Annotated in this window: 22 protein-coding genes, 2 pseudogenes and 2 CRISPR repeat arrays; of the genes and pseudogenes, 5 read left to right on the top strand and 19 right to left on the bottom strand. The window is 45.9% G+C overall.

The annotated features are described in order from the left end of the window. Positions 1 to 129 (bottom strand): annotated as a pseudogene (locus tag RIC07_RS02185) (serine/threonine protein kinase); the annotation flags it as partial. A gap of 420 nt (positions 130 to 549) precedes the next feature. On the opposite strand from RIC07_RS02185, the gene RIC07_RS02180 reads away from it, so the two are divergent. Continuing rightward, positions 550 to 900 (top strand): TMEM165/GDT1 family protein, encoded by a 351-nt coding sequence (locus RIC07_RS02180; RefSeq protein WP_446393076.1) that lies wholly within the window; start codon positions 550 to 552, stop codon positions 898 to 900. 3 nt (positions 901 to 903) lie between these two features. Here RIC07_RS02180 and RIC07_RS02175 read toward each other — a convergent pair whose 3' ends face one another. The 3 genes from RIC07_RS02175 to RIC07_RS02165 form a co-directional block, all read right to left on the bottom strand. Then, positions 904 to 1,398, bottom strand: a complete 495-nt coding sequence (locus RIC07_RS02175; protein WP_446393075.1) for an AAA family ATPase — start codon at positions 1,396 to 1,398, stop codon at positions 904 to 906. A gap of 26 nt (positions 1,399 to 1,424) precedes the next feature. After that, a complete protein-coding gene (locus RIC07_RS02170; protein ID WP_446393074.1) occupies positions 1,425 to 2,186 on the bottom strand; it encodes a GDSL-type esterase/lipase family protein in 762 nt (253 codons plus the stop codon). A gap of 187 nt (positions 2,187 to 2,373) precedes the next feature. After that, complete coding sequence (locus tag RIC07_RS02165; RefSeq protein ID WP_446393079.1) at positions 2,374 to 2,877, bottom strand: DinB family protein; 504 nt, start codon at positions 2,875 to 2,877, stop codon at positions 2,374 to 2,376. 47 nt (positions 2,878 to 2,924) lie between these two features. Between RIC07_RS02165 and RIC07_RS02160 the strand changes: the two genes are divergently transcribed. Beyond that, entirely contained in the window at positions 2,925 to 4,232 is a 1,308-nt protein-coding gene (locus RIC07_RS02160) for a cytosine deaminase (protein WP_446393078.1), read from the top strand. Between the two features lie 77 nt (positions 4,233 to 4,309). Here RIC07_RS02160 and cas6 read toward each other — a convergent pair whose 3' ends face one another. The 11 genes and pseudogenes from cas6 to cas3 form a co-directional block, all read right to left on the bottom strand. Then, positions 4,310 to 5,155, bottom strand: a complete 846-nt coding sequence (gene cas6 / locus RIC07_RS02155) for a CRISPR-associated endoribonuclease Cas6 (protein WP_446393073.1) — start codon at positions 5,153 to 5,155, stop codon at positions 4,310 to 4,312. Position 5,156: 1 nt separating this feature from the next. After that, positions 5,157 to 5,982: a CRISPR direct-repeat array (repeat unit 37 nt; unit sequence GTTTCAATCCCTGATAGGGATTATAGAGGATTTTGAC). Between the two features lie 249 nt (positions 5,983 to 6,231). Continuing rightward, the gene (gene cas2, locus RIC07_RS02150; RefSeq protein ID WP_446383936.1) at positions 6,232 to 6,504 is read right to left on the bottom strand and encodes a CRISPR-associated endonuclease Cas2; all 273 of its coding nucleotides are present in this window, start codon (positions 6,502 to 6,504) and stop codon (positions 6,232 to 6,234) included. A 5-nt stretch (positions 6,505 to 6,509) separates the two neighbouring features. Continuing rightward, a complete protein-coding gene (cas1d, locus tag RIC07_RS02145; RefSeq protein WP_446393072.1) occupies positions 6,510 to 7,514 on the bottom strand; it encodes a type I-D CRISPR-associated endonuclease Cas1d in 1,005 nt (334 codons plus the stop codon). A gap of 611 nt (positions 7,515 to 8,125) precedes the next feature. Beyond that, positions 8,126 to 8,521: pseudogene (gene cas4 / locus RIC07_RS02140) on the bottom strand (CRISPR-associated protein Cas4); the annotation flags it as partial. 67 nt (positions 8,522 to 8,588) lie between these two features. Continuing rightward, positions 8,589 to 9,293 (bottom strand): type I-D CRISPR-associated protein Cas5/Csc1, encoded by a 705-nt coding sequence (gene cas5d, locus RIC07_RS02135; RefSeq protein ID WP_446393071.1) that lies wholly within the window; start codon positions 9,291 to 9,293, stop codon positions 8,589 to 8,591. 332 nt (positions 9,294 to 9,625) lie between these two features. After that, positions 9,626 to 10,642, bottom strand: coding sequence for a type I-D CRISPR-associated protein Cas7/Csc2 (gene cas7d / locus RIC07_RS02130; RefSeq protein ID WP_446393070.1), 1,017 nt, complete (start codon positions 10,640 to 10,642; stop codon positions 9,626 to 9,628). Between the two features lie 180 nt (positions 10,643 to 10,822). Next, a complete protein-coding gene (gene cas10d, locus RIC07_RS02125; protein ID WP_446393069.1) occupies positions 10,823 to 14,137 on the bottom strand; it encodes a type I-D CRISPR-associated protein Cas10d/Csc3 in 3,315 nt (1,104 codons plus the stop codon). 364 nt (positions 14,138 to 14,501) lie between these two features. Then, positions 14,502 to 14,726 carry a DUF433 domain-containing protein gene (locus tag RIC07_RS02120; protein WP_446393068.1) on the bottom strand — a complete coding sequence of 75 codons (225 nt, stop codon included), beginning with the start codon at positions 14,724 to 14,726 and terminating at the stop codon, positions 14,502 to 14,504. Next, a complete protein-coding gene (locus RIC07_RS02115) occupies positions 14,719 to 14,868 on the bottom strand; it encodes a HepT-like ribonuclease domain-containing protein (RefSeq protein WP_446393067.1) in 150 nt (49 codons plus the stop codon). The genes RIC07_RS02120 and RIC07_RS02115 overlap by 8 nt, the downstream gene beginning before the upstream one ends. Positions 14,869 to 14,974: 106 nt before the next feature. After that, positions 14,975 to 15,457 (bottom strand): type VII toxin-antitoxin system MntA family adenylyltransferase antitoxin, encoded by a 483-nt coding sequence (gene mntA, locus RIC07_RS02110; protein WP_446393066.1) that lies wholly within the window; start codon positions 15,455 to 15,457, stop codon positions 14,975 to 14,977. Between the two features lie 62 nt (positions 15,458 to 15,519). After that, entirely contained in the window at positions 15,520 to 17,688 is a 2,169-nt protein-coding gene (gene cas3 / locus RIC07_RS02105) for a type I-D CRISPR-associated helicase Cas3' (protein ID WP_446393065.1), read from the bottom strand. A gap of 100 nt (positions 17,689 to 17,788) precedes the next feature. On the opposite strand from cas3, the gene RIC07_RS02100 reads away from it, so the two are divergent. Both RIC07_RS02100 and RIC07_RS02095 read left to right on the top strand, forming a co-directional pair. After that, positions 17,789 to 18,667 carry a WYL domain-containing protein gene (locus RIC07_RS02100; protein ID WP_446393064.1) on the top strand — a complete coding sequence of 293 codons (879 nt, stop codon included), beginning with the start codon at positions 17,789 to 17,791 and terminating at the stop codon, positions 18,665 to 18,667. Positions 18,668 to 18,744: 77 nt separating this feature from the next. Then, positions 18,745 to 19,341 carry a hypothetical protein gene (locus tag RIC07_RS02095; protein WP_446393063.1) on the top strand — a complete coding sequence of 199 codons (597 nt, stop codon included), beginning with the start codon at positions 18,745 to 18,747 and terminating at the stop codon, positions 19,339 to 19,341. Positions 19,342 to 19,575: 234 nt separating this feature from the next. Here the strand turns inward: RIC07_RS02095 and RIC07_RS02090 are convergent, their stop codons facing one another. From RIC07_RS02090 to petM, 4 genes are all read right to left on the bottom strand, one after another. Further along, the gene (locus RIC07_RS02090; RefSeq protein ID WP_446393062.1) at positions 19,576 to 20,154 is read right to left on the bottom strand and encodes a Uma2 family endonuclease; all 579 of its coding nucleotides are present in this window, start codon (positions 20,152 to 20,154) and stop codon (positions 19,576 to 19,578) included. 74 nt (positions 20,155 to 20,228) lie between these two features. Beyond that, a CRISPR array of direct repeats spans positions 20,229 to 21,060; the repeat unit is 37 nt; unit sequence GTTTCAATCCCTAGTAGGGATTATAGAGGATTTCGAC. A gap of 305 nt (positions 21,061 to 21,365) precedes the next feature. Beyond that, positions 21,366 to 22,283, bottom strand: coding sequence for an NAD(+) kinase (locus RIC07_RS02085; protein ID WP_446384550.1), 918 nt, complete (start codon positions 22,281 to 22,283; stop codon positions 21,366 to 21,368). 209 nt (positions 22,284 to 22,492) lie between these two features. Further along, on the bottom strand, positions 22,493 to 23,467 hold the full coding sequence (locus RIC07_RS02080; RefSeq protein ID WP_446393061.1) for an SDR family oxidoreductase: 975 nt from the start codon (positions 23,465 to 23,467) through the stop codon (positions 22,493 to 22,495). A gap of 206 nt (positions 23,468 to 23,673) precedes the next feature. Then, a complete protein-coding gene (gene petM, locus RIC07_RS02075; RefSeq protein ID WP_044210140.1) occupies positions 23,674 to 23,778 on the bottom strand; it encodes a cytochrome b6-f complex subunit PetM in 105 nt (34 codons plus the stop codon). Positions 23,779 to 23,850: 72 nt separating this feature from the next. On the opposite strand from petM, the gene pdxA reads away from it, so the two are divergent. Continuing rightward, positions 23,851 to 24,939 carry a 4-hydroxythreonine-4-phosphate dehydrogenase PdxA gene (gene pdxA / locus RIC07_RS02070; RefSeq protein ID WP_446393077.1) on the top strand — a complete coding sequence of 363 codons (1,089 nt, stop codon included), beginning with the start codon at positions 23,851 to 23,853 and terminating at the stop codon, positions 24,937 to 24,939. Positions 24,940 to 25,252: the final 313 nt, after the last annotated feature.

Raw genomic sequence — 25,252 nt, 5'->3', positions numbered from 1 at the left:
TTTGACGATGACGGGTTCCGGGGGCGATGAGTTCAAATCTTGGGCTAGCCAAGTTTGACGACCTGCATTATTGGCTAACTGCTGTCGTAGTTGGTAACGTCCCTGTAATATTTGTGTTGGTTTTAACATGGTTCGCTTCGGGTAGCGATGTTCCTCAACGCCTGGGAATAGGTGAGAACTTCCTCAGAGGTTGATTGAGTGGTGTCTCAACGCCAACTTTTGTCACCCATAGAACAGGGGAAGTAATGTCAAATGAATCAGAAACTGAGGCATTGCTTACACTCACTAATCCCCCATGTTCAGAATAAGCCCTAAAAAAATGGTGGCGATCAGCTTAGGCAAAAATCTTTACACGTTACAGTCGTCCATGAGACCATGCCACTTTAGCTGGGAGAGGCTGGGTTAAGAAATGTAAGCAAGTTCTCGAAAACCTCAGATCACGCCACGTCTCGGCAACCCAATCCGTTTTCAGCATCCATTTTGTATTTGTAAAGTTCTGCAAAGATGAATAGAATATGAAAAAAGAGCGACGTAAACTGGGAACTCCCTGTGAAACTATCTTCCTTGCCCATCGTCGGTTTTGTCCTGACAGCACCTTTTTCCTCGATGAATCCAGCCCCCAAAGATGTCTCTGATCCGTCTGAGTTACCAATTTCCCCCACTCCTACCAGTTTGCGTCCCATCGTCAAGCGCCAACGGGGGATATGGGGTATCTTTAGCTCAACCTTCCTAACCATTTTTCTAGCTGAGATTGGCGATAAAACCCAACTGGCTACCCTGCTGATCAGTGCAGAATCTCAATCCCCGTGGATTGTGTTTACAGGAGCCGCGATCGCACTAATATCAAATAGGGTTTTGAAGCAACGGATCTGCTTCAGCATTTCAATCGACTGGATGTAATAATTAGCTACGTTCATACCTGATGATATTGAATCGTTCTGTATCTTTTGGAGGCTGAAAATATTTTGTTATCGCCTCAAATTCTGCATCGCTGGTAAATGCGGCTCCATCTGGTTTATCCTGGCTGCGTTTCTTTAGCTGTTGTTTACACAGATTGTTGGTTGCATCGATGAAATGAAGCTCATGATTCACGCTAGTTTTCTCAATTAGCTGACGAAACCACTGACGTTGATTTTGGGTATTGGCGGGAAAATCTAGAACAACTGAGATACCGTTTAAGAGAAGATTGCAGATGTGTTCAGAAATGGCAGTTTTGAGACGCCAAGAATATTTAATGTAACTGGGAATATCAATAATTTCTTCGGGATAGAGTTGGGAGAGTAGGTCATCTTCGACTAGCAGAATGGCATTATGGTCATTGGCTAGCTGTTTGGCTAAGGTTGATTTTCCGGCTGCCATTTTTCCACAAAAGAAATAGAGGGTGGCTGGCTTGTTCATTTAGGAGTGTCTCTCGGTTTAGGTAGTTATTGGTTGACGTAGGGGGAAACAATTTTTGCCCAGTTGAGGTATCCTTTGCCGTTTAAATGTACGCCGTCCATGGTATATACTGGGTCGAGTTGTTTCTGGTTGTTGGTAAAGTGTTGATGTAAATAAATGTAGGTGTAGGAAAATTCGCTGGCTAAGTCTTGTAGGTGGCGGTTGACGGCGATAATATCGGAGTTGTTGACTGTAATGGAATAGTCGATGGTGTTCATGGGTAAGAGGCTTTGAATAAAGACTTGAGTTTCTGGGGTTTGGCGTTGAATTTGCTCTAGGATGAGGCGATAGTTTTGGGCGATTTCGTTGGCGGGTTTCTTTTCATTCCATAAGTCATTTGCGCCAATCATTAGGAAGAGTTTTTGGGGTTGGGATGCGGTGATTTCATTGAGGCGATTGAGAACGCCGTCGGTGGTGTCTCCAGAGATGCCACGATTGCGAATGTTGGCGTTTCCGAGGAGTTCTGCCCATTCGCCTTGATCGGTGAGACTATCACCAATGAAGATAATTTCGGTTTCGGAGTTGGGTATTTGCTCAAACATTTGTTTTCGCATTTGGTGGTAGGTTGATTGATAGGTGTTGCGACGACGGGCTATTTTTACGGTTTGTTCGACTTGTTGATGGAAGGGGAGTTTACTGATTAGGTAGGGGATGCCACCTCTGCGAACAATTAATACGCTGAAGAGACTGATAAAGAGGACATTGAGACTGAGGGAAATTCCCAGCAGGATAGGGTGTTTGAATACCATAACTAGATTAGATTTGGTTTGTAGTAAGGGCTTCAGCGCTATACTCTGTTGGGTTTCGACTTCGCTCAACCCAACAGAGTATAGCCAGTAGGGTGGGCATTGCCCACCAGCATACCAGTCAGTGACATTCGGGTTAGGTTTGATGTCGATTTTTCTAGATGGCGTGACAAGTCAAATTCTACTTAGATTACTCGGAAAAACGAGGCATCCAGGGTAAATCGGTGACACCAGGATCGTATCCTAATTGAGTTAAAAGGGTAGTTAATTGTCCCCGGTGATGAGTTTGATGGTTAAACAGATGAGTGACTAATACCCAAGTGGGTAATGTCCGAGTTTTTCGGTCTACGTTACTGGTATATTCAAAGGGTTGGTTTAACCATTCCTCAGATAAGGTTTTTGTCCAATCGATAATTTGTTGGTCGAGTTGTTCTCTGGCTTGACGCAGTTGAGAGAAATCTTCATAGATAATTTGTCCAATTTTGGCGTCGGTTAACGGCTTGTCTGTAAACCGTCCCATCCAGGCTAAATCTCCATAGAGTAAATGATTTAATGTGCCGTGGATGGAGTCAAAGAATGCCCCTAGGTTTTCTTTGCGTTTCTGATCGGGAATTTGAGCGCAAATCGCATATAACTTTTGGTTCATCCATTGATTGTAAGATGCCATGAGTTCGTAGCCGTTAGGATCAGATATCATAAGATGAATGAGTTAATCGGATGTGAGGGATAAAATTGGCGACTGTGATTCCACTAGAACCGTGTTATTGGCTGAAAAATGCCTGTGTGCCACTCTCAATGTTACAGGTTCAGGATCAATCGATTTGGGAGAATCAAACCTCTGAGGGGTTGTGTTTCGTGGATATTCAGGTGGCTGAGGGGAAGGTGGCGCAAATTGTGCGGGCGAATTCTCAGCCAATGGGTGATGCGGCGGTGGTGAATGTGCAGGGGGGACAGGTTTGGGCGGGGTTTGTGGATGTGCATACTCATCTGGATAAGGGGCATATTTGGCAACGCACGCCGAATCCGGAGGGGACGTTTAATCAGGCGTTGGAGAGGGTACAGCAGGATAGTTTACAGTATTGGCAAGCTGAGGATGTTTATCGCCGCATGGCGTTTGGGTTGAGGTGTAGTTACGCCCATGGTACTCAGGCGATTCGCACTCATATTGATTCTTTTGGCGAACAGGCGGCGATTAGTTTTGGCGTGTTTCAGCAGTTACAGCAGGAATGGGCGAATCGATTGGTGTTGCAGGCGGTGGCTTTGGTGTCGCTGGATTATTATTTGACGCCGGAAGGGGTGAAGTTGGCGGATTTGGTGGCGGAAGTGGGGGGTGTTTTGGGGGGGGTGGCGTATATGAATCCGGAGATTGAGGCGCAGTTGGATCAGGTGTTTCGGTTGGCGCAGGAACGGGATTTGGCGTTGGATTTTCATACGGATGAGACGGATGATCCGGAGTCGATTTGTTTAAGGAAGGTGGCGGAGGCGGCGCGGCGGTGTCAGTTTGGGCGACAAATTGTTTGTGGACATTGTTGTAGTTTGGCGGTACAGTCGCCGGAAGATGTGGCGGAAACGTTGGCGCGGGTGAAGGAGGCGGGGATTGGGGTGGTGAGTTTACCGTTATCGAATCTATATTTACAGGATCGGAAGTTGGGGAGAACACCGCGTTGGCGGGGGGTGACGGTGATTCAGGAGTTACTGGAGTCTGGGATTCCGGTGACGTTGGCGAGTGATAATTGTCGTGATCCGTTTTTTGGGTTTGGGGATCATGATGTGTTGGAGGTGTTTAATCAAGGGGTGAGGGTTGCCCATTTGGATGGGGTGTATGGGGAGTCTCCGGCGATGGTGACGAAAACGGCGGCGGATTTGATGGGGTTGGGGAATGTGGGGCGAATTGGTGTGGGGTTGGCGGCGAATTTGGTTTGGTTTAAGGGACGCAGTTACAGTGAATTGTTATCACGTCCTCAGTGCGATCGCGTGGTGATTCGCGACGGAATAGCGATTGATACGACGTTACCAGATTACCGGGAATTGGATTCGTTGGGTTCGTAGTCTTATGTCATTCGTCATTCGTCATTCGTCATTCGTCAATGTAGAACAAAACCAAAGTGTCGTTTTCCGCTTGGTGATTATCTTAGCATTCCCCCTTGGGATATCCGTCGCACCATCCCCATTCCCATAGTGGTTTTCCGCCCGACGCCAGAATAGAGGGCAAAATCGGCTAAGGCGTTAATTTGCTGAATCGCCTCTGCTTCAGGTTTTCCCATAATCCGAAAATTGAGTGCGCCAACACAGCCAATAAATTTACTGCGAGAATCGGCAACTAATTCGGTGTGAATCTCAAAGAAACTGGGGAAAACATGATCGACTAATGTTTTCGAGAATTCTATGCCACTGTATTGATTCCAGCGCTTAATTAAACTGTTAAAGACTAATTCCCTTGTGGGTAAGGCACAATCATATTTACTCTGACGAAATGCGGTGGGGGTAGAGAAGGCAAAATTCAGAGTGCGATCGCGCGTCGAGGCTTGGTTGTATAATTGTTGATAACTGAGAGCATTTGCCCAACATCCAGGCATTGCTTTTTGGGGTGTTCCTAGAATACTGGTAATCTGCAAGTTAGCTGGACCTAAATGCCAGGGTTGTTCGGGATTCAGATTTAACCACAGGTGGGTTAATTGACTGAATAAGGTATCATCGAGTAGGGAAATTCGCCACCAACAGGGAGTTCCTGTGGGAATCGGTTTATGGTGTTGCCAGTAGAGGTTTGCTGATGCTGAATCACCCCGATGCTGAATTTGTAGGGGACTCAGGGTAAAGGCTTTATCGGATTTGGCTTCGTGGAGATAATCGCCTAGGTTTCTATCGACAGAACTTACCAGGTTGAGAAATAGGGCGTGTAAATGGCGTCCACTGAGAAACTGTGGTGGAATTGGCGATTGGGGAAGCAGGTTGAGAATTAGACTATGGGGCATAGTTTGAATCCCTGATAGGGATTATAGAGGATTTTGACTTTATAAAATAATAAAATATGGCTAGATATTTTCGTTTCAATCCCTGATAGGGATTATAGAGGATTTCGACTAGTCATGCCATTAACCCGCCCGTTGGTACTTCCGTTTCAATCCCTGATAGGGATTATAGAGGATTTCGACTTAAAATAGTTTGAGTTTCGTTTACAAATACTTGGTTTCAATCCCTGATAGGGATTATAGAGGATTTCGACGCGATCGCCCTTTGACAAAAGCAAGTTTTATTTGTGTTTCAATCCCTGATAGGGATTATAGAGGATTTTGACTTAAGGCAACAGAGGCAGACGCCGCCAATTTTGGTTTCAATCCCTGATAGGGATTATAGAGGATTTTGACGCAAAGTATCCCTCATCCTTCAGGATGCTCAAGGGTTTCAATCCCTGATAGGGATTATAGAGGATTTTGACAAGTTTAACCTGAACAAAGAAGGGTTGAGAATTGGGTTTCAATCCCTGATAGGGATTATAGAGGATTTTGACTATGGCAAGTAAGATGATTACGGACGAGCTATTTGGGGTTTCAATCCCTGATAGGGATTATAGAGGATTTTGACCCCAGCCGAGTACATGGCGGCACTGTTGTCGCGCAGTGTTTCAATCCCTGATAGGGATTATAGAGGATTTTGACCCCTTTCTGCCCTGGTTCCCCCTTCGGTCCAGGTTGTTTCAATCCCTGATAGGGATTATAGAGGATTTTGACGCGGGTGAGCCGGGACCTCAAGGATTACGGGGGCGTTTCAATCCCTGATAGGGATTATAGAGGATTTTGACCGCCGACCTCTGAAACGCTTACTGTATTTGATTTTCAAGGTTCGATTGCGACAACCTCCTCTAACTATAGCATTTCAGCCCTCACTTTTGACAACCCCCGCGAACAAAAAAGTCTCAAACCCTTTCTGAATCAGCGTTTCAGCTTTTGCGACAACCTCCTCATTCGCGAAAAAGGCTGTATCCCTGACTCAATAAGGAATACAGCCTCAAATTTTGACTCCCCGAAAAAAACACCTACTGGTTGTCGCATCAGACAAAGAAAATCGAATTATCCCTTATGGGTTCGCCGCCGATGCGTTCAACCTTCCCTTGACAACAGCCACAGAGGAAATAGAAGCGAATGCTATCCTGGTCTGGCTTAATCACCTTAGAAAGACGCGATCGCAATTTGGCATACTGGGTATCCGTCAAACTGCACTCAAACAAACTATACTGCATCCACTGCCCATAAGACTTAAGAATACTGTGTATTTTCGTTCGACGCTTATCTTCCGGGATATCATAGGACACAACCACATACATACTCTCTACCTCACAATTAACGGCGGATACTGCTCAATTTCCCCCATCAGATACTTCGCCAAGAGTCGCCCTTGTATCTCAAAGGCTTCCTGATAAGTACATTTGCGCCCCAAGACAGGATGCTTAAACGTTGATTGCTTCTTTTGTTCATAAAGTTTGAGAAATTCTCGCCGTCCTTCCGGGGATAAAAACACAGCTTGGCTGAGAGGTTCCGTGGTAAACTGCTCAGGGGTGAGGATTCGCAGATTAATGCCATTGAGTATCATTGAATCCACAACCAAGGGACGAAACTCTTCCATTAAATCTAGGGCTAATCCTGGACGACCATACTGTTGACAATGAAGATAGCCCAAATAGGGATCAAACCCCACAATATTCACCGCACTCTGGATATCATGACGCAGTAGAGAATAGCCAAAACTCAGCATTGCATTCACCGGATCAGTTGGGGGACGACGGCGTCGGGCGGTAAACTTAAATCCAGGGACGCGCATTAGTTGATCAAAAACACCAAAATACGCTGCACTCCCCGCCCCCTCTAAGCCGCGTAGAGAGTTAATTTTATTCGTTTTCTCAATGGGCGCGATCGCACGTTGTAGGCGATTCATTGCTTTTTGTAACGTCAGTTCCGGATATTTACGCTGATTTCGGGTTAGCAGGGTGCGATAATTTTTCAATTTTCCCCGAATAAATCCCCGGACAAGATGCAGCGCTGCTGCTGATTCTCCAGCCGCTTGCCATTGGGCTTGGCGAACAAAGATATTTTTGGTCAGTTCTGGTTCCAATCGTCCCAGATATTTCCCGGTTCCGGTAATAAAACTGAGGGGAATTTTGCGGTCTAAGAGTTCTGTTACCACGGCTGGCGATACCGTCGCCCGTCCACATACGACTATCCCATCTACTTTAATTAGGGGGACATCTAAGAGTTTTTGTTTGTTGGCTTTGACGCTAAGGCGTTCGTCAGTTTTGCCGATAAATGAGTCGTCTTGAGTAATGTAAACGGTTCCCATATTATTTGTCCTTTTTGTTAGTAGTGAGGACTTTAGTCCTCTTATTTAGCGGCGCTAAAGCGCAACTACAAGCTGAGTCGTCTTGAGTGATGTAAACGGTTCCCATAATCTTTGTCCTTTTTGTTTAGTAGTGAGGACTTTAGTCCTCTTATTTAGCGGCGCTAAAGCGCCGACTACAAGCTGAGTCGTATTGGGTGATGTAAACGGTTCCCATATTATTTGTCCTTTTTGTTAGTAGTGAGGACTTTAGTCCTCTTATTTGGCGGCGCTAAAGCGCAACGACAAGCTGAGTCGTATTGGGTGATGTAAACGGTTCCCATATTATTTGTCCTTTTTGTTAGTAGTGAGGACTTTAGTCCTCTTATTTAGCGGCGCTAAAGCGCAACGACAAGCTGAGTCGTATTGAGTAATGTAAACGGTTCCCATATTATTTGTCCTTTTTGTTAGTAGTGAGGACTTTAGTCCTCTTATTTGGCGGCGCTAAAGCGCAACTACAAGCTGAGTCGTCTTGAGTGATGTAAACGGTTCCCATATTATTTGTCCTTTTTGTTAGTAGTGAGGACTTTAGTCCTCTTATTTGGCGGCGCTAAAGCGCCGACTACAAGCAAGCTGGAATAGGCATAATAAATATAGCCGCGACTAATCGCTTGTCCCGTCATTTCTGCCAAACACAACGCCTGGGCGCACACCTGCAATTCATCATTATCCCATTCCCCTTTCCGCCCCCGCTTATATTCCACGGGATAGAGTTCACCGGATTCTGATTCAATTAAATCCGATTTCCCGATTAGGTGATACTGTTGAGACTTCAGCCAAATCGCCCGCACCTGCCAAACATCCTCCCGTTGAGACTCACCGACAGTGTGAACGCGATCGTGTAAACTGGTGCCATCAATGGTATAGTAATTCTCGCTAAATTCTCCCGCACAAAACATCCGCCAGCAACGGTGGGGACAGTAGGAATATTGGTTGAGAGAGGCGATGGGAATGTAATCAGTCTCGTTCATTTGTTTTACCTGTAATTATTAGGATATTAAGTTGTAGGGGGACGGCAATGCCGTACCCTTACCTAGGTTATTTACTAAAACGATACTGCATCAGTGCAGGGATTTTTAGACGGTTAAGTCGGTAGTATTTTCCCTGCAAAGTGACCGTTTTAATCAAGCTAACCGGAGGCATATTGATCACGTCATAACTAATAACCCGATGGCAAAACATGACATCTAGCGGGTTAAGCGGATAGGGAAATATAAACGATTCCGTTTCTCTCGATACTTGACTTTCCTGAGTTTCCATAATCTCCAGCCGTGCCTTACTTGCCCATTTGCCTAAGCGAATCCAACTGGGCAAGGTTAAAGGGGTTTGGCTAATCACAAAACCTTCAAATCGACTTTCTGGCGCAATTTCTTTTGCCCTGCCAAAACTGGGAATATTTTTCTGGGTTTTCTTCATTTCAACATGATAGCGATTATCGGCATATTTCCAGGTATTGAGAACTGAGGTATGTTCAATCGTTCGGGCGGGTGTGACATAAATGCCTTGTTGATTCAGCGGAGTTAACTGTGCTTGATACTGGGGAACCTGTTCGGCACAAAAATAGCGATAAGATGCCTCTGGGGAAACGGTGGTGGCATATCGTTCACTATCGACTAATCCAAAAGCATAAGAGAGGGCATAATTGTGAAGTACAGGTTCCGTTTCATAGAGTCTGCCTATTTCACGAGTGGCGAAATAAAGACTATCGTGTAATTCAATTTGATAGCGATAAAGGATTGCCATAGGTTTTATGGAAATTGGGGCAATGTTGGGTTAGAAAAAACATCGGGGGGTGTGTATAGTTCCGGTTCGGTTCCCCTTCTCCCGTGCAACAAAAGCGAAGCATCCTCTGTCCTCCCCCGTGCAACAGAAGCGAAGCATCCGCTGGCTTCCCCCTTTTGAAGGGGGACGGGAGGGGGATCTAAAAGGGGGGAACGAGGGGGGTGGAGAAGGGGTTAGGGGATGAGGGTGAAATTTTGTCACCGTGGGAATACATTTTCCTGAGGCTTACCCGCATGGTTTTTTATAATTGACACGTTGGGCGCACGTCGGTGCGCCCCTACAGCTATTCGGGCTTAATTTGTTGATTTAGCTTTCGCCTTTTTCTTAGAACTAATGTGTTTTTGGGCATACTCTTTGGCTTCAGCATCGGCTTGCTGTAATATTGCTTTCATTCCGGCTTCACTTCCTACCAAGGTTTTCACCTCATTCAACAGCGGTTGAAAATCACCACTAATATAATCGGTGTGGACAATAAATTCTTGAGTCATTAACTGTTCAATCGCGTTTGTTGCCGCATCTATGACATCCTCTTCATCTAAAGGATCAAGGGTGGGTAATGTATTCTTTGCCTTCATTTGGTCATAAATTGCCTGAGTCCAGCGTAAATTACTGGTAATCTCTCCATCAGCAAAAATTACCCCCAGTAATTCATTTCTGACTCGTCCCGTGCGGGTGGTTTGTGCGCCATAATGACGGGTACGGAGGATATTATTGAAGACGTACAGAAAGCTGGCTTCTGTGGGATCTTTGAGGGTGACAATACTGGGAAAAAAGACTTGGGGGCGGATATGATCCTGTTGATTAATTCGACTGGTGACTTCTCCGGGTTTAGACCCCTTTTCTCCTTTCGATGTCATCGTACCATTTTCAAAGGGTGCATTTAGGGTAAAGGTTTCGTGAGATTCATCAAAGGGAGTAATGGAAAAGGCAGTATCCACGACAACTTTAGACTTTTCTGACCCCGAATCCCCAATGGCAAATCCATAGATAATACAGTCTGGATTATCCATGGCAAAACTGACGTTATATTCACACTCATCCGCCGTAATTAAGCCATAGTTTCGCAATAACTCTCGCCCGACTAAGCGTTCTGGAGTAGACTGTTTCCGCTTGAACATGGAGAGGCGACTAATCGTATTCTTCTCTTGAATCCCTGCCCGAACTCGTGCCTTATTCAGTTCACCATCGGTTTGAAACAGAGGATATGATTCAGTAATCCGAAGGGTGAGAAAATGAACATATTTTCCCATGGGTTTGTAGGGAATCTCTGAATGAAATAGATTCGTGTCGATAGTTTTCAGAAATGGCATTAGTTTTCTCCTAAGTAGTAAATGGCAATTGAAAAAAAGGTACTTTTTAACGGATCATCTTTCGGTTATTCCTCCAACTCGATAAACTTTTCCCTCGAACCTGTTAAATTCTCTGCGTACCTCTGCGTTCACATCTGCGTACCTCTGCGTTAAAAAAATACTTATGGTCATAAATTAACCTCAACCCTCCTTAACTACATCCTCCGTTAATTCCTCCTGGCGCTGACGATTTTCTTTGTCATCTTCCAGGCGATATAAGAACTCGCAGGTATCCCGAATTAAATTCAGTTGTCGCCCAGCTAACCGGGCGCGATCGCACCGAAATGAGTTCTCAAATACTTCCACCACAAAGTAGTGGGCAAATTCGATAATTGCCTGCCGTTCTTTTTCCCGATTACTAATCACCCAGCGCCCTTCAGCCGTTGACCCGTGAACCCGATCCATGAGTTTAAAGACTTCCGCCGCTACCGCCATCACCAACGCTTCCCCTTGAAACACGGTTGTATCGGCTTTAAGAATCGTATCAGCGGCAATATCAATCGGTTTTAACACTGCATTAGCTTTAGGATTATAGCGCTTATTTGCCCGATAAAATTGGCGATACAGTTCCATCAACTGTTTAGGATGATTGAGACTCGATTGTTCTGTCACGATTAATTCCTCCTGATCCGAATCATAATAACTGTAGGGGTCAAAACAAGGGTAAAACTGATAAGCATAGAGGCGAATTTTATTCAAAGGTGCGGTATCCTGGCTATGGCTACGAACCCAGCGGTTGAGATAACTAAAGACATAGAGAGGACTGGTTTCAAAATCCTTTGCCAGTTCGGTTAATCTGCCCCAATTCGGGTCATACCCAGACTTACCAGATTTAGCATTAACATCCAGATGAATTGCGTAAGCGGCTGTAAGACTATTCAACGGTGCGGGATGCTGCAACCCGTTTTCTGTCCAGCCTTCTAGGATATAATCTAACCGGAAGCGATCGCGTTTCACTAAAGCCCGAAATGCTGGAGGCGCACTATCCAGAAAAACTGTCTCTTCAAACGCCGCGCCATCAGTAAACGGCGGAATTGGAGACTCAGACACCACCGTTTTTACATCTAGAATCATCGGAAATGCTAACGCTAACCAACTGGGCATTACCCACGACTCCGTATCTGTACTATCGCGCCCCGGTGGGATTGCCATGAAGTAAAATGTCATCGGTTGATCATCAGGATAGGCTAATTTAAACGTGCGATCGCGTCCCGGTTCAAGGGTGTCTTGAATCAGAAACATATCCACACTCTGATAACGGCGACGACTTAAATCTGCGCTCAACTCCTGACTAATAAAATGATTGCGAATCTGGGTATTAAACCGCGTTTGGGCAATCCCACTATAGGCTTTTTGCAGGAATTTATTCGTCTCTGGCGTAAAGTAATAAGTCGGATAAAAATACAGATAGCGATATTTCCCGTCCTCAAACCGTTTACCCACCGCCTGGGTTTGATTCATCAAGATTTGCCGCAACATCATCTCAATTCCCGCAATACTAGAGATATTCCGTTTGGCATTAGAACCCCCCAGCATTTGCTTATTCGTATACACCTGGGGCGTAAACAAAACCGCTGATTCCATCTGTTCAGTTACCGTGTAGGGAGAATGGGAAATCGAACAAATTAACTGACGCCCTCGCCCGGGTTTCTTCGCCGCCTGATAATTGACAAATTCCTGTAAAAACACATCAACCGCCGCCCCCTGTTCTTGGCAATTGGGTAACATCACCACTCGTTCCAGCCAAAGCCTTAAATCATCCCAGCCATCGGGTAATGGATACTCAGATATCAGAGGTTGAATTAACTGCGTCACATAGGCAATTAACTCCTCCCCCGTTTCGCGAATGGTTTCCAACCCTGGATGCTTTTGCAGATACTTCGCCGCCAAAAAATACCATGGGTATGGAACCCCTCCGGTATTTCCTTTTAACTTTTTCTGCTTCAATCGTTGATTAATCTGCTGAATCTCCCGAATGGGCGGCAAATACTCCCCCAGATGCCAATATTGCGCCAGTTTATCGACTAAATCCAGAGGAGGAAGTTCGGGTAACTGCTTATCCTGCTTCCGCACCGCTTCAATTTGACTCACCCGTTCCCCCCAAATCTTACGACTGACTAAATCGCCAAATTCGGCTAATTGATCAATGCGGATATCATCGCCAAATTTAACGTCATACTCGGCGGATAAGATTCCCTGTTGCTGAAACTTAACCAGGTTATCACTGCGACTCTTGGCGACTGAGGGTTTATTTGGATTTAAAATCCGCAAGGTTGCATCTAAGGCTACCTCCATTAACCCAGATTCATCAAAAAATAACTGATAATAGTCCGCATATTTTAGTCCCTTTCCATCGCGTCCAAATCCCGTTTGTCTCAGGCGCAATTGTTCCCGACACAGAGATTTAATCCTAGCGACAACCCTATCCGGTAAACCATCCAGTGAAATCGCAGGCGCATGACGATGTGCCAAATAAATAACCCCGGTTGGTAAATAGAGTAAGGGTTCAATATCTGATTGGGTTTGATGAATCTGAATTAAGGCATTATTCACCACATTGGTTAATACGCCGCGATTCTCGGCAATACTGTGATAAGTAAATGTCAGTTGTCCATCACTAAGACTGTGAATAAGTTCTTGAAGTCTAGGATTTGTCGCATCTTGAGGATGCTTAACAATAGACGCCAAGGAGTCAGCCAGACAGGTTAAATCAGACAAACAGCGCAGCGTGCGATCGCGCAAGACTGGATTGAGTCCATATTCGGAAAAGTTCCAGTTAGTATCCCAGCGTCGTTGGGCATTATACGCCATACATAATAAATCATCAATATACTCAGAATAGGTGTCGGGATTCTCTGGATTAATTAAGGAATTTAACCCCAATTTGTGAACTTTGTGATCAATAATCTGCCGATGTGCATCAAGGGACAATTTTCGGCAATCCTTGGGGACATCGGGGAACTTTTCAAAGTCATGGAGAATAAAGGCGGCGATGACTAAGCGGCGTTCGCGTTCTCCGACAACTCGTTTAACGGTTGTATTCAGGGTTTTGAGTCGCTTTTCAATTAAATTAGCGGGAAATACACCATTGAGTAAATGAGTATTGAGGGATTGATCGGTGGCATTATCTCGGCGTACTTTTTCTTTTCCTTCAGCTTCTCGCTGTTGATCTAAGTGATCAAAAAACTTGCCCCCTTTTGCAGTTACGCCAATGGCGAATTGTAAGAGATTGGGTAAAACATACTCACCAAAATCCCGCATTACTGGGTCATCGGGGTTCTGTGCTTGAATCGCGTCTCGCAGTAAGGTAAGGGTGAGTAAGGTTTGGGGGGTTTCAATGGTGCGGTTTGAGGGTTCTGTATTAAAGCCTAAGTCGTCATCGTCTAGCCAATTATCATCGGGTTCTGGCGTTATATCGAATAGGGATAACTGATTGAATTGCTGAGATTTTTTCATGGTTTACCTCTGTTTATTTTAATCCTTCTGTCCTTTTCTAACAGGGCGCACGTCGGTGCGCCCCTACGGTTCTTGTCTATTTGCTATTTGTAGTGGCGTGACCCACCTAAAATGGTGAAATAGATTTGGTTCGTAGTGAGGGCTTTAGCCCTCTCCAGCTAGGCGTTAAAGCACTAAAGTGCTTACTACAAACAAAGTCCTATTTTAACCCGGTCACGCCAGTAGGGTGTGTTAGCGAAGCGTAACGCACCTTAGTTAGCTTTGATCACGATAAGCGATGGTGTTAAGACAAGGCATAAGCAAATTGATGTCACAATCATTACCCGTAGGGGCACGGCACTGCCGTGCCCTTACTAGATAGAAATCAAACGTTATTATCAGCAATGAACCCACGCGCATAGAGTAAACAAGCGTGTACATCTTCCGGTTCTAACCATGAATAACTGGCTAACAACGTCTCGATGGTATCGCCTGCTGTCAGCATTCCGAGAATGTGTTCAACGGCTAAACGACGACCCCGAATAATTGGCTTCCCACCAAAGATTTGTGGATTGACTGTAATTCTTTCGAGAGTTGTTTGCTCATTCATTGTTGACCTCCGACTCTAGTGAATTGATATAATTTGTAATTTGTTTGATATACAATGAATATTGAATTAAAGCCTTTGGGATGGCAGCAAAAACTATAGTGCTATCTATATCTTTATACTGATGGACTAAACTATTCCGCAATCAGCTAAGTATTCATTGAGGCTGATCGACCGAAACTCTTCTAAAGCATTTCGATATTTAGCGATTAACCGAAGTCTCACTAAAATAACTTCAGTATCTAGGTTAGTCATACACCCCACTTTTGTAATTCCATATCAATAAGCTGACGTTGGTCTTGGCGAAACTGTTTTAATTCTGATTCACTTCTCAAGGATGTCAAACGAAAATACTCAAATCCTCCTGCGTCTTTTTCATAAATGAGGATGCCATCACGGGCGATAAAATGAGCCAGCAGCCACGGACAGGTATTCAGTTCAACGACATCAATGATATCGCTGTTAATGCCAAAAATTTGATCCAGAATTAAGGGAACTTCAAACCCCTTAAAGGCATTGTCGGCAATATGAGACTGGCGGAGATTTGGATCATAGAGGGTGGCAAAATCCCAATCACTATCATCATGGGTTTCTCCTGTCGCCCTCGAACCAAATAGAATGAGCATTTTTAAGTAAGGAAGTTTTTCTGGAAGTTGGGACGATAGTTCCTTTAGTTGTTGTATTGTGGGTTGATTTTGCTGCATCTTGAGAGTAAATGAAGTTGAATTAATCACACACAAAGTTTGTAGTCAGCGTTTCGGCGTTGATGGCGCTAAAGCGCAACTACGAACGAACCTTAAGCAATCCATATTTCTCCTCCCTGAGTCTGAAATTGATAGGCTAAGGTATCCAGTAATAACGCTGATTGTCCGATCGCGATCGCATAAGGGGCTGTTGCTTCGTGTACACTATACTGGTCGCTGATGGGATAAATCTGAAAGTGCATCGGTAAGCGTAACCGTCGCCTCACTTCCACCACGGAATGCCGCAAGACATAACTGACTAATCCCTGCTTTTGCAACCGTTGGTTAATCGCACCCACCCAAGGGTTATCCGGTTGCCAAACTTGAATCCCAGTGAGTACCTGCACCTTAAACGCCTCTGCAATCGGTTGTAAGTCTCCCGGATAGGTAAACCGCCAATTTAATCGTTCCTCCCGATAGGCGTGCAATTTCATAAATCCCAGACAGTATTCAAACCTCCCCTTGGCAATCGGTTGTCTGGTGTCGGTGGCTGTCTGCTGAAGTGTCCGTATAAATCCGGCTTTTGTCCAGCATTCAATCTCTAGGTTACTCAGAATTCCCGGTAGGTTGTAGATTTTAAATCGGTCAACGGGATTGTCTTCGGTGATGTCATAGAGTCCACATTGTAAGGAACTCACACCCCGAAAACTTGCCGCATCTTCAGCGATGGGATTACCTTTCTTTCCCGATAACTGTTGCCAGTCTTGCGCCCATCCCCGAATCCGCCCCGCCACTCGCTTCAACTTAGTATTAAATACGGCTTCGCTGAGTTGCTGAAACCTCTCCCGACTCTGGGCATACTGAGACTGAATTGTGCGATCGCGTAACTGATACGCTAAGAAACAGGACTGAACTGCCCCCCAACGGGAATAATAGCCACGAAAGTCGTTAATCTGGCGATAGTTTTCGACAATAGTTTGATGCAAAAACGAGCGATCATAGTCTCCAGTGGGGCATAATGGTGGTACTTCCCCAGTAAACAAGCGTTCGACTAAAAAGTTGGGGACTAAGGCATAAGCGGTAAAGGTTTTAAACTTGACAAATTTACCATTTTGGTCATACCCCTGATGGCGTCCTAACCGCCCCAACCGTTGAATAAAGTTCCCCGCATCAGCAGACTCAAAAATCAAGAAATTAATCTTAAAATCCACGCCCACATCAATCGTACTCGTACCAACCACTAAATCCGCCGCTAGCGATCGCGCTTTTTCTCCGCTTCCTGATAACCCGGTATTTTCTCCCACCGTTAACCCCACAGGCTGCAACTGTTCCCGCAAAAAAGGCACCAGTCGCTTCACAGCGGCAATAGAATTGAGAATTATCGCCCCTTTACTCCCTGGATGCTGCTGAAACTGAACCAAAATTAACGCTAACTGGTTGACTATCCAGGCTTGTGAGGCGTTAAAGGAGGGGTCGAGGGGGATAAACTTGAGCGTAATTGACCGAGAAACTTGCCGCCAATGCTGCTGTTCTAACTCTTGACATTCTGCTACGGTATCGGGAAACTGATAGGTATTGTTAATTAGCTTGACCCGAAATCCTGCCGTTTGCAATCGCTCAATTAACGGCGGTTCTGGTGTCGCCGATAGGAATAGGAATTTTTTGCGGCGATTGGTACAGCGAATCAGTAACAGGGTATTGATAATACTGGCAACCTGGGGCGGATTAAAGACGTGGAATTCATCAAAGATAAATAAGTCAAAATCCTTATCAATCCGCCCCCATAACCGATCCGGACTATCCCCCTTTACCAAATACGCCCCGCGATGTAAATAATGGAAAATATCGGGATTGGTGAGTAACACCTCCGCCTGACCGCTACGAGATGCGATCGCGGCACTTTTTCTTAATCCTTCATGTTCGGCATATTGTTCTAAGTCTGCCCCGGAAAGTCGGACAACACGGGGGTCATTCCCAGGCTGGAAGCTGTCAATATAGCCGCGAATCTGGAGTTCTTGATCACGGGCAAGTTCATTGGTAGGATAGAGTCCAATGGCATACCTTCTCCCTTGCAGGACATCTAAATAAGCGGCTAAACTTTTCCCATCTCCAGTCATGGCGGTGTTAAAAATAACATCAATGTCTGGGTTACGTATTGCTGCTAAAGTTTCCACTTGATGTCCAGACAGGGATGACCAGCCTTTGGGTAAGCTAATCCCTTCGGGTACTTTTTCAGCCGGACAAGAATAGATGGGTTTGAGCGTAATTTGATACTCGGACATATCCTTAAAACAGTGTCCGTAACGTCTTGTTATTTCCCATGATGACACTCAAAATAGAAAATGAGCCGCACTATCCGGATAAATTGTCCGTATAAATTTGATGAGTCGTAAAGGTCAGTCGATCACCCTCTCCCTATCTGCACGAGACAAAGCCGAACTGGAAGCGATCGCGCTAGAATTAGGTATCTTATGGGGAGAACGTGCGAATATCTCCAAATTGGTGGAAGCGATCGCGCGTCGTCAGTTATTGGTATTACCGAATAATGATTGGGCAGAGAGTCGCATCCAGTCGTTAGATCGGGCAATTGGCGCGTTAACCGATATTGGCGAGATGGAACAAGCGCGGATTGTGGCAGAATTATTACTCGAACGCAGCGAACTCTCGATTCCCCTACGCCGCAAAATTGAAGGGTTTGTCGATAATTTACCCCCACCTTGGCGGTTAGAGATTGACCGCTATCTTCGCCGCCAGCATCCCTTTGAGTTATCCTATCAAGATGCCCCAGGGCGTTTATGGCAGTTTACGATTCGCCATGGGAGAATTAATCTCCACGAAAAACGTCAGTACCTAGATTGCTGGTGTGAAGAAACCGAAGGAAACCTAGATATTCCGGAGTTACAGCATAACTGGAGTTTGCGATTAGATCGGATTCAAGATGCAGCGATAACGCCGATTAAGGGACAATGGCGACGCAGTTTGGATCAGATTGAGGTGGAAATGCATCTGTTTAAAGGGTTAGCTTTTGCCTATCAAGCCAGACGCGAGGATCAGGAAAATGACTGGTTACCCGATCAGCCACGAGTGCGGCGGGTAGTGAGAAACATATCGAGTACGTTTTGGTTTCTGCGGGAGGTGAAGCAATATGGCAAAGACTGTCAAATCATCGCCCCTAACTCCGTGCGATCGCGTATTATCGATGAGTTAATCGCAACTTGCCAGCAGTATGATTTAACTATTTTAATCCCTGATGTAGATTGAACATTGTGCGATCGCGCTGTTCTTTCTCGGTTTATGCATATTTGCCAAAATTAGTCAAGATAATCCTGATAGGAATTTTGCACCAGAGAGGGTGGCATAGTAGCCGTTGTCAACGGTGCGATGGAAAGCCAAAGGAGATAGAAGCCATGTTAGGGTTAAGTGAACTCAAACAAACCAAAGTTTATCAGGAAGCCAAACAAGAAGGGTTAGATGAAGGCAGACAAGAAGGTCAACTCAAAGCCAAGTTAGAAGCCATCCCTCGGATGATGCAGTTGGGTTTAAATTTGGAGATGATTGCTGAAGGGTTAGATTTGCCTCTCAAAGTTGTTCAACCAGCAGCACAGTCATTCGCTGAACAGAATGTTGCGGCTTTTATGGAACTGTTAAATCATCAACGAGAGCTTTTCTCTGCTCAAGATTTGGCTAACTTGGCTGAATTAATCAAACCGTTACCCGATAAAATAGAAAATCTATCTTATGCGATCGCACAATGGTGCAAGCAAGATGGATATTCAGCACAGCTTCAGGCTTGGCGTCATCTTCTCTCTGGTTTATGGGCGGCTACAGTCGAGCAATTGTTAGCGAGTAACCTCGAATCCCTTGACACTCCATCCCCTGCACTCAACAAAGCTATGCTACAACAGGCGATTGAATCAGGAGAGTCTTCTAAGTGAGCGATCGCGCTATCTCCATGTTTCTTAATGTCCGAGTTTTAATCCCTGATGGAGATTATAGACAAGTATTGTCGTGGCACACCTTAATTGGTGGATTAGAATTGTAGGGGCGCAAGGCTTGCGCCCGATTCCAACAGCAGGCGCCCAATTTCACGGTAAAATCTATTCCACAATTTTAGCTGTGTCAGTCTGCCATCGTGGGCATTGCCCACCGACTCGCCAAACTCCAGGTTGCTAAATCCCGCGTCGGAATGCCCGAATCGCTTCCCCTGCATCAGTCTCCGCCATCAAAATACACTGTCTTAGCCAGTCAATATCAAGTTCACTCAATCCAGGTAGCTGGCTGCGTTCAATGGATTGATAACCACTATCTCCAAGATGATAAAGCTTCAGTAATCCATCTTGCCAAAACCAAACCTCTGGAACGCCCAACGCTTGATAGCGTTCTAACTTACGGATATCTCCACTCGTGAAAACGATTTCAATCGACAAATCGGGAATCGGCTTGACACTTCCGATACAAAAAGACTCGTCAGCTTGGGCGGAAACAACGCCCGGTTTTTCCTGAGTCATCGCCCCTGTAGGCTTAAAAAAGATTCCCTGTTCAACCAGAAACGTTGTGATTAAGTAACTGATAATACGAGCAAATGTTTCATGATCCTGTCCCGGCATGAGAATCTCGATCATCCCTTCATAGTAAGAGAGGCGCACTCCAGAAGAACCCTCAAAACCCATTTGAATACATTTAAACTGTTCCCAGGTTCCCTGATGAACAATGCGTTGATCGGTTGTTTTGTCAAGTAGTGGGGACATGGTATTCGGTTTTGGTTATCGCTGATAGGAGTCAGAGGATTCACATTAAATAAGCGATAAGGCGAGGGGCTATCGTTTCAATCCCTAGTAGGGATTATAGAGGATTTCGACTTTTTCCGCTTATTCCTTGATTAGATTGCGAAAAGGTTTCAATCCCTAGTAGGGATTATAGAGGATTTCGACTTCCTCCTCATCACAGGAAGGAAGATAGGGAATCGTTTCAATCCCTAGTAGGGATTATAGAGGATTTCGACTTCATTCTCAGAGTCTGAATTTCAAGAACGATTACGTTTCAATCCCTAGTAGGGATTATAGAGGATTTCGACCCTGTCCTTTATAAAGGATCATTTAGAAGACTTGTTTTAAAGGTTTCAATCCCTAGTAGGGATTATAGAGGATTTCGACTTGATGAATAGGTGCTGGTGAAATGGGAACATCAGGTTTCAATCCCTAGTAGGGATTATAGAGGATTTCGACTACTGCGGCAATGCAACTAAATGGTCTAGTCGTTTGTTTCAATCCCTAGTAGGGATTATAGAGGATTTCGACTTGTTAGATTCAGGAGTTTCTAAGTAAATAGTTAATGTTTCAATCCCTAGTAGGGATTATAGAGGATTTCGACAGCGATAGTAAGTGGAATTCGCAAGGATACAAAAGTTTCAATCCCTAGTAGGGATTATAGAGGATTTCGACTTAATTACAAGGTAGACTGTGATCCATGTCCGCCAGTTTCAATCCCTAGTAGGGATTATAGAGGATTTCGACATAGTTGCTAAATGCCCAGAAGATCTAGTGTCAGTTTCAATCCCTAGTAGGGATTATAGAGGATTTCGACGACTGTAAACAGACGGGTCAGTTACTCTTTCTTGGTTTCAATCCCTAGTAGGGATTATAGAGGATTTCGACTGCCGACCTCTGAAACGCTTACTGTATTTGGTTTTCAAGGTTCGATTGCGACAACCTCCTCTAACTATAGCATTTCAGCCCTCACTTTTGACAACCCCTGCCCACAAAAAAGTCTCAAACCCTTTCTGAATAAGCCTTTGAGCCATTGCGACAACCTCCTCATCCGTGAAAAAAGCTGTATCCCTGACCCAGTAAGGAATACAGCCTCAAATTTTGACTTCCCGAAAAAAACACCTACTGGTTGTCGCATCAGGAAAAAAATCGAATTATCCCAAAGCTGTTCACTACCGATGGGTTCAACTGCACTAGGGTAACTCCACCGATGTCGGTTTAGCAATATGAGGTAATCCCCAACCCAACTTCTCACGCAACACCCGGAAAAACTCCGGCGGTTGCAAACGAATAAATCGCGCCGAATAAGGCGATCGCGCCACATGCACCTGATCCTCTGGTAACACATAACAACCCGCATTTCCATCCACCACCATCACCAACTGAGTCGGCATCGCCGGAAACACCTGCACTTTTTCCGTATCCGCAAACACTAACGCCCGCGACGCCAAAGAATGAGGACAAATCGGCATCAACTGCAACACCGGAACCCCAGGCGTTACCACCGTTCCCCCCGCACTCAGGGAATACGCCGTCGAACCCGTCGGTGTCGAGATAATCACCCCATCAGCCGCAATATCCACCGACGAATGCCGTCCAATTTTCACCTCAAAATGGCACATACAGGTCAACGGTTCCCGGTGCAAAACCATCTCATTCAAACACAAGGCTTCCCACCAGATACACTGATCCCGCACCACCTGCACCAACAGCATCGTGCGTTCTTCAATCTCATACTCCCCCGCCATCACCTTTTCCATCGCCTGGGGAAGTTGATTCAGGTACAATTCAGTCAGGAATCCCATGTGACCCGTATTCACCGCCAGCAAAGGAATTCCGAAGGGCGCCACTTGGCGAAACGCCGCCATCACCGTACCATCTCCCCCCAGAACGATCGCAAACGCCATCTTTTCATCAAACCCCGGCGCTGCTAGCTTGTCTATGGGTGTATGACAGACTGGAGACTCAGGGCGGGAATAGCCTAAAAGTCCGCCAACCCCCGTTGCCATATAAACCTCCCAACCCGCCGTCGTGAGTTGCTCTTGTAACTCCTCAGCAACCCGACAAGCTACAGGTTTGTAGTCGTTATAAATAATCCCTGCTTTGCCCACACTTATCAGTCCGCGTCATACATTATTAATACTTGTTGTAGCCAATAACAGTGGCTAGCTCAACTTAGATCCCCTCGACGAAAAAGCTTACACCAAAAGCAACAATCTGTGTCAATTAAAACTATGCCCTCTTGCTCTCCTCTCCCCCGGTGGGAGAGGGGCTGGGGGAGAGGGGGTTTTTGCTTAACACTTAAACCTATTTTCTGGGCTTAGGGTTTTTTCATTGGTGTCTTCTTCTTCTTCTTCGCTTTGCTTTTTTCGTAATCAATTTCCCTCAGCTTCTTGGTAATTCGACTAAAATACTCTTGCAGATAAGCTTCCAAAGTGGTTGTCTCCCCCGGATCAAGACCAAAAACCGGATAAACCTCATCCATTGAAGCCGTCATCGGTTTCCCCGTGGCTAACACCTCCGTAAATGCCAAGCGATCCGCGATATTCCAACCCCACTGAAAAAATCGGGTAATCTGGCGCATTGCCCGCAAGAAATTAATCGGGAGTCGAGCAATTCTGGCATCCTTACCTGAGAGTCGCTCACATAGATTAATAATCTCATCGGCTCTCCAGGCTCGTGTTCCCACAACCGGAAAGGTTTTATTTGCCGTTTCCGGAACCTCAAGAGCGCGAACGGCAAATTTAGCAATATCCTGAGTATCCATGTACGCCGTAGGCGCGGCTTCCCCGGTAATCCAAACCGCTTGCCCTTCCAGGATTGGCACAGCATACTGCATAATCAGACCTTGCATAAAGCCGGCGGGCTGCAAGATAGTGTAGTTCAACCCCGATTCCGCCAGAAATACTTCAGTACACCGTTTAATCTCCATCAACGGCACACGGGGAAACTTCTCACAATTGAGAATCGAGAAAAAGACAAAGCGTTCCACTCCCGCCGCCGCCGCCGCTTGAATCAGTGCCACCTTGCCATCCCAGTCTACCTGTTTAATGGTGAGAGAGCCTGTTGGTCTAGAGGTTGCTGCATCAATCACGGCGGTTATGCCTTCAAGAGCAGGTGGTAACGTCTGTGGTTCACACAGGTTACCTTGAACAACTTCGGCTCCCCATTCTTTTAAAAATGTGGCTTTCCTGGGGCTACGAACCAGACAGCGTACCTGATGACCTTCATCCAGCGCCCGACGAACCACCTGTCTTCCTAAAGTGCCTGTTGCACCGACGACCAACAAGTTCATTTATAAAAATTTTGCCTGTAAACTTAACGTTTCTATAAGATTCTATCAGAATTTGTCATTCGTCTTATGTCATTTGTCTTATGTCATTTGCTGCCACAGCTTCCAGACGTTCCACCGGAGGAGTCTCTACAACCCCAGCTCCCCCAGCTCCCAGACGCGCCATGGCGCGTCTCTACATGGCTCCCCCATCACCCCATCACACAAATCTACCCTTCGCCGCCTTGGATTTTGAGTAACAAAAATCCCAAACCCATACCCACGAGAATTAGAGTAAAGGATAGTACAGCAGCATTGAAAATCTCAGCGTTCATGTGTTATCTCCTCTGGCGATCGCTAAACAGGCTTTAAGTTATAAGATTATCGCGATTGGGTTGAAATCCAAAATGAAAACTGAGAAATATTTGTTTACACAACCGCACCATCCACCCCAAGGGCGTCCTCGCTTGGCTGTCACCTTGGGTGATCCGGCTGGAATTGGTGCGGAGGTGGTGCTGAAGGCGTTGGCAGATGAGCAGATAACTCAAGATGCTCAAATAACGGTTATTGGTAGTCGCTCGTTATTACAGACAGCGTATGATCAACTGCGGCACACCGTAGACAGTACCACACCTCTAGCTGAACCGGATAACCTATCAATTTTAGATCTTCCCTTAGACGCCTCAACCGAACGTCAGATTACTCTGGGACAGGGAAATGCAGCAAGTGGGGACGCCAGTTTTGCTTACTTGAAACGTGCGATCGCGCAAACGTTGGCGGGTGAGTTTGAGGGAATTGTCACCGCGCCGATTGCCAAGTCATTCTGGAAAGCCGCCGGACATGACTATCCCGGTCAAACTGAAGTGCTAGCACAGGCGGCTGGTGTAGAGCGATTCGGGATGCTATTCGTCGCGCGATCGCCTCATACCGGGTGGCTATTGCGAACCCTGTTAGCCACAACCCATATTCCCTTGCATCAAGTCCCCCATACCTTAACCCCAGACTTGATGAAGGCAAAACTGGATTTACTGGTGGAATGCTTACGGCTGGAGTTTGGGGTAGAAACCCCTCGCATTGCCATTTCTGGGTTAAACCCCCACAGTGGCGAACAGGGACAATTAGGGCGTGAGGAAAAAGACTGGTTGATTCCCTGGCTCGAACAGGAACGACAGCAACGTCCTCAGATAAAATTGGATGGATTTGTACCACCGGATACCCTTTGGGTAAAAGCCGGTCAAGCCTGGTACGATACTCCCACTATCCCCAATCTCCCCGATGCGTATTTGGCGCTTTACCATGACCAAGGCTTAATTCCGGTTAAACTCATGGCATTTGACCGAGCGATTAACACCACAATTGGTCTACCGTTTGTGCGAACCTCTCCGGATCACGGTACAGCTTATGATATTGCCGGTCAGGGGATTGCTAATGCTACCAGTATGAAAGCCGCGATTCAATTAGCCGCACAATTAGTGCGACACAGGCAATTGTTGTAGGGGCGGGTTTTAAATCGGGGTTAACTACCCCCTTTACTGGGTGTGGGGTGTGGGGTGTGGGGTGTGGGGTGTGGGGTGTCGGGTGTCGGGTGTGGGGTGTCGGGTGTGGGGTGTGGGGTGTGGGGTGTCGGGTGTCGGGTGTCGGGTGTCGGGCTGAAGGCGTGACAAGCGGTCTAAAAGCTTTTCAAATCGGGCTTTGAGCGACATTAGTATCTCCAAAGATGAAGCCTTATTGACAGATGAAGACCACAGCCATGAGATATATTCAAGCGAAGCGTTGCGCGGGGGGTATGGGGGAGGCGCTCGTCCCCCA

Source organism: Coleofasciculus sp. E1-EBD-02 (assembly GCF_040218245.1).
Lineage (GTDB): Bacteria > Cyanobacteriota > Cyanobacteriia > Cyanobacteriales > Coleofasciculaceae > Coleofasciculus.
This window is presented reverse-complemented; position numbering and strand designations above follow the sequence as displayed.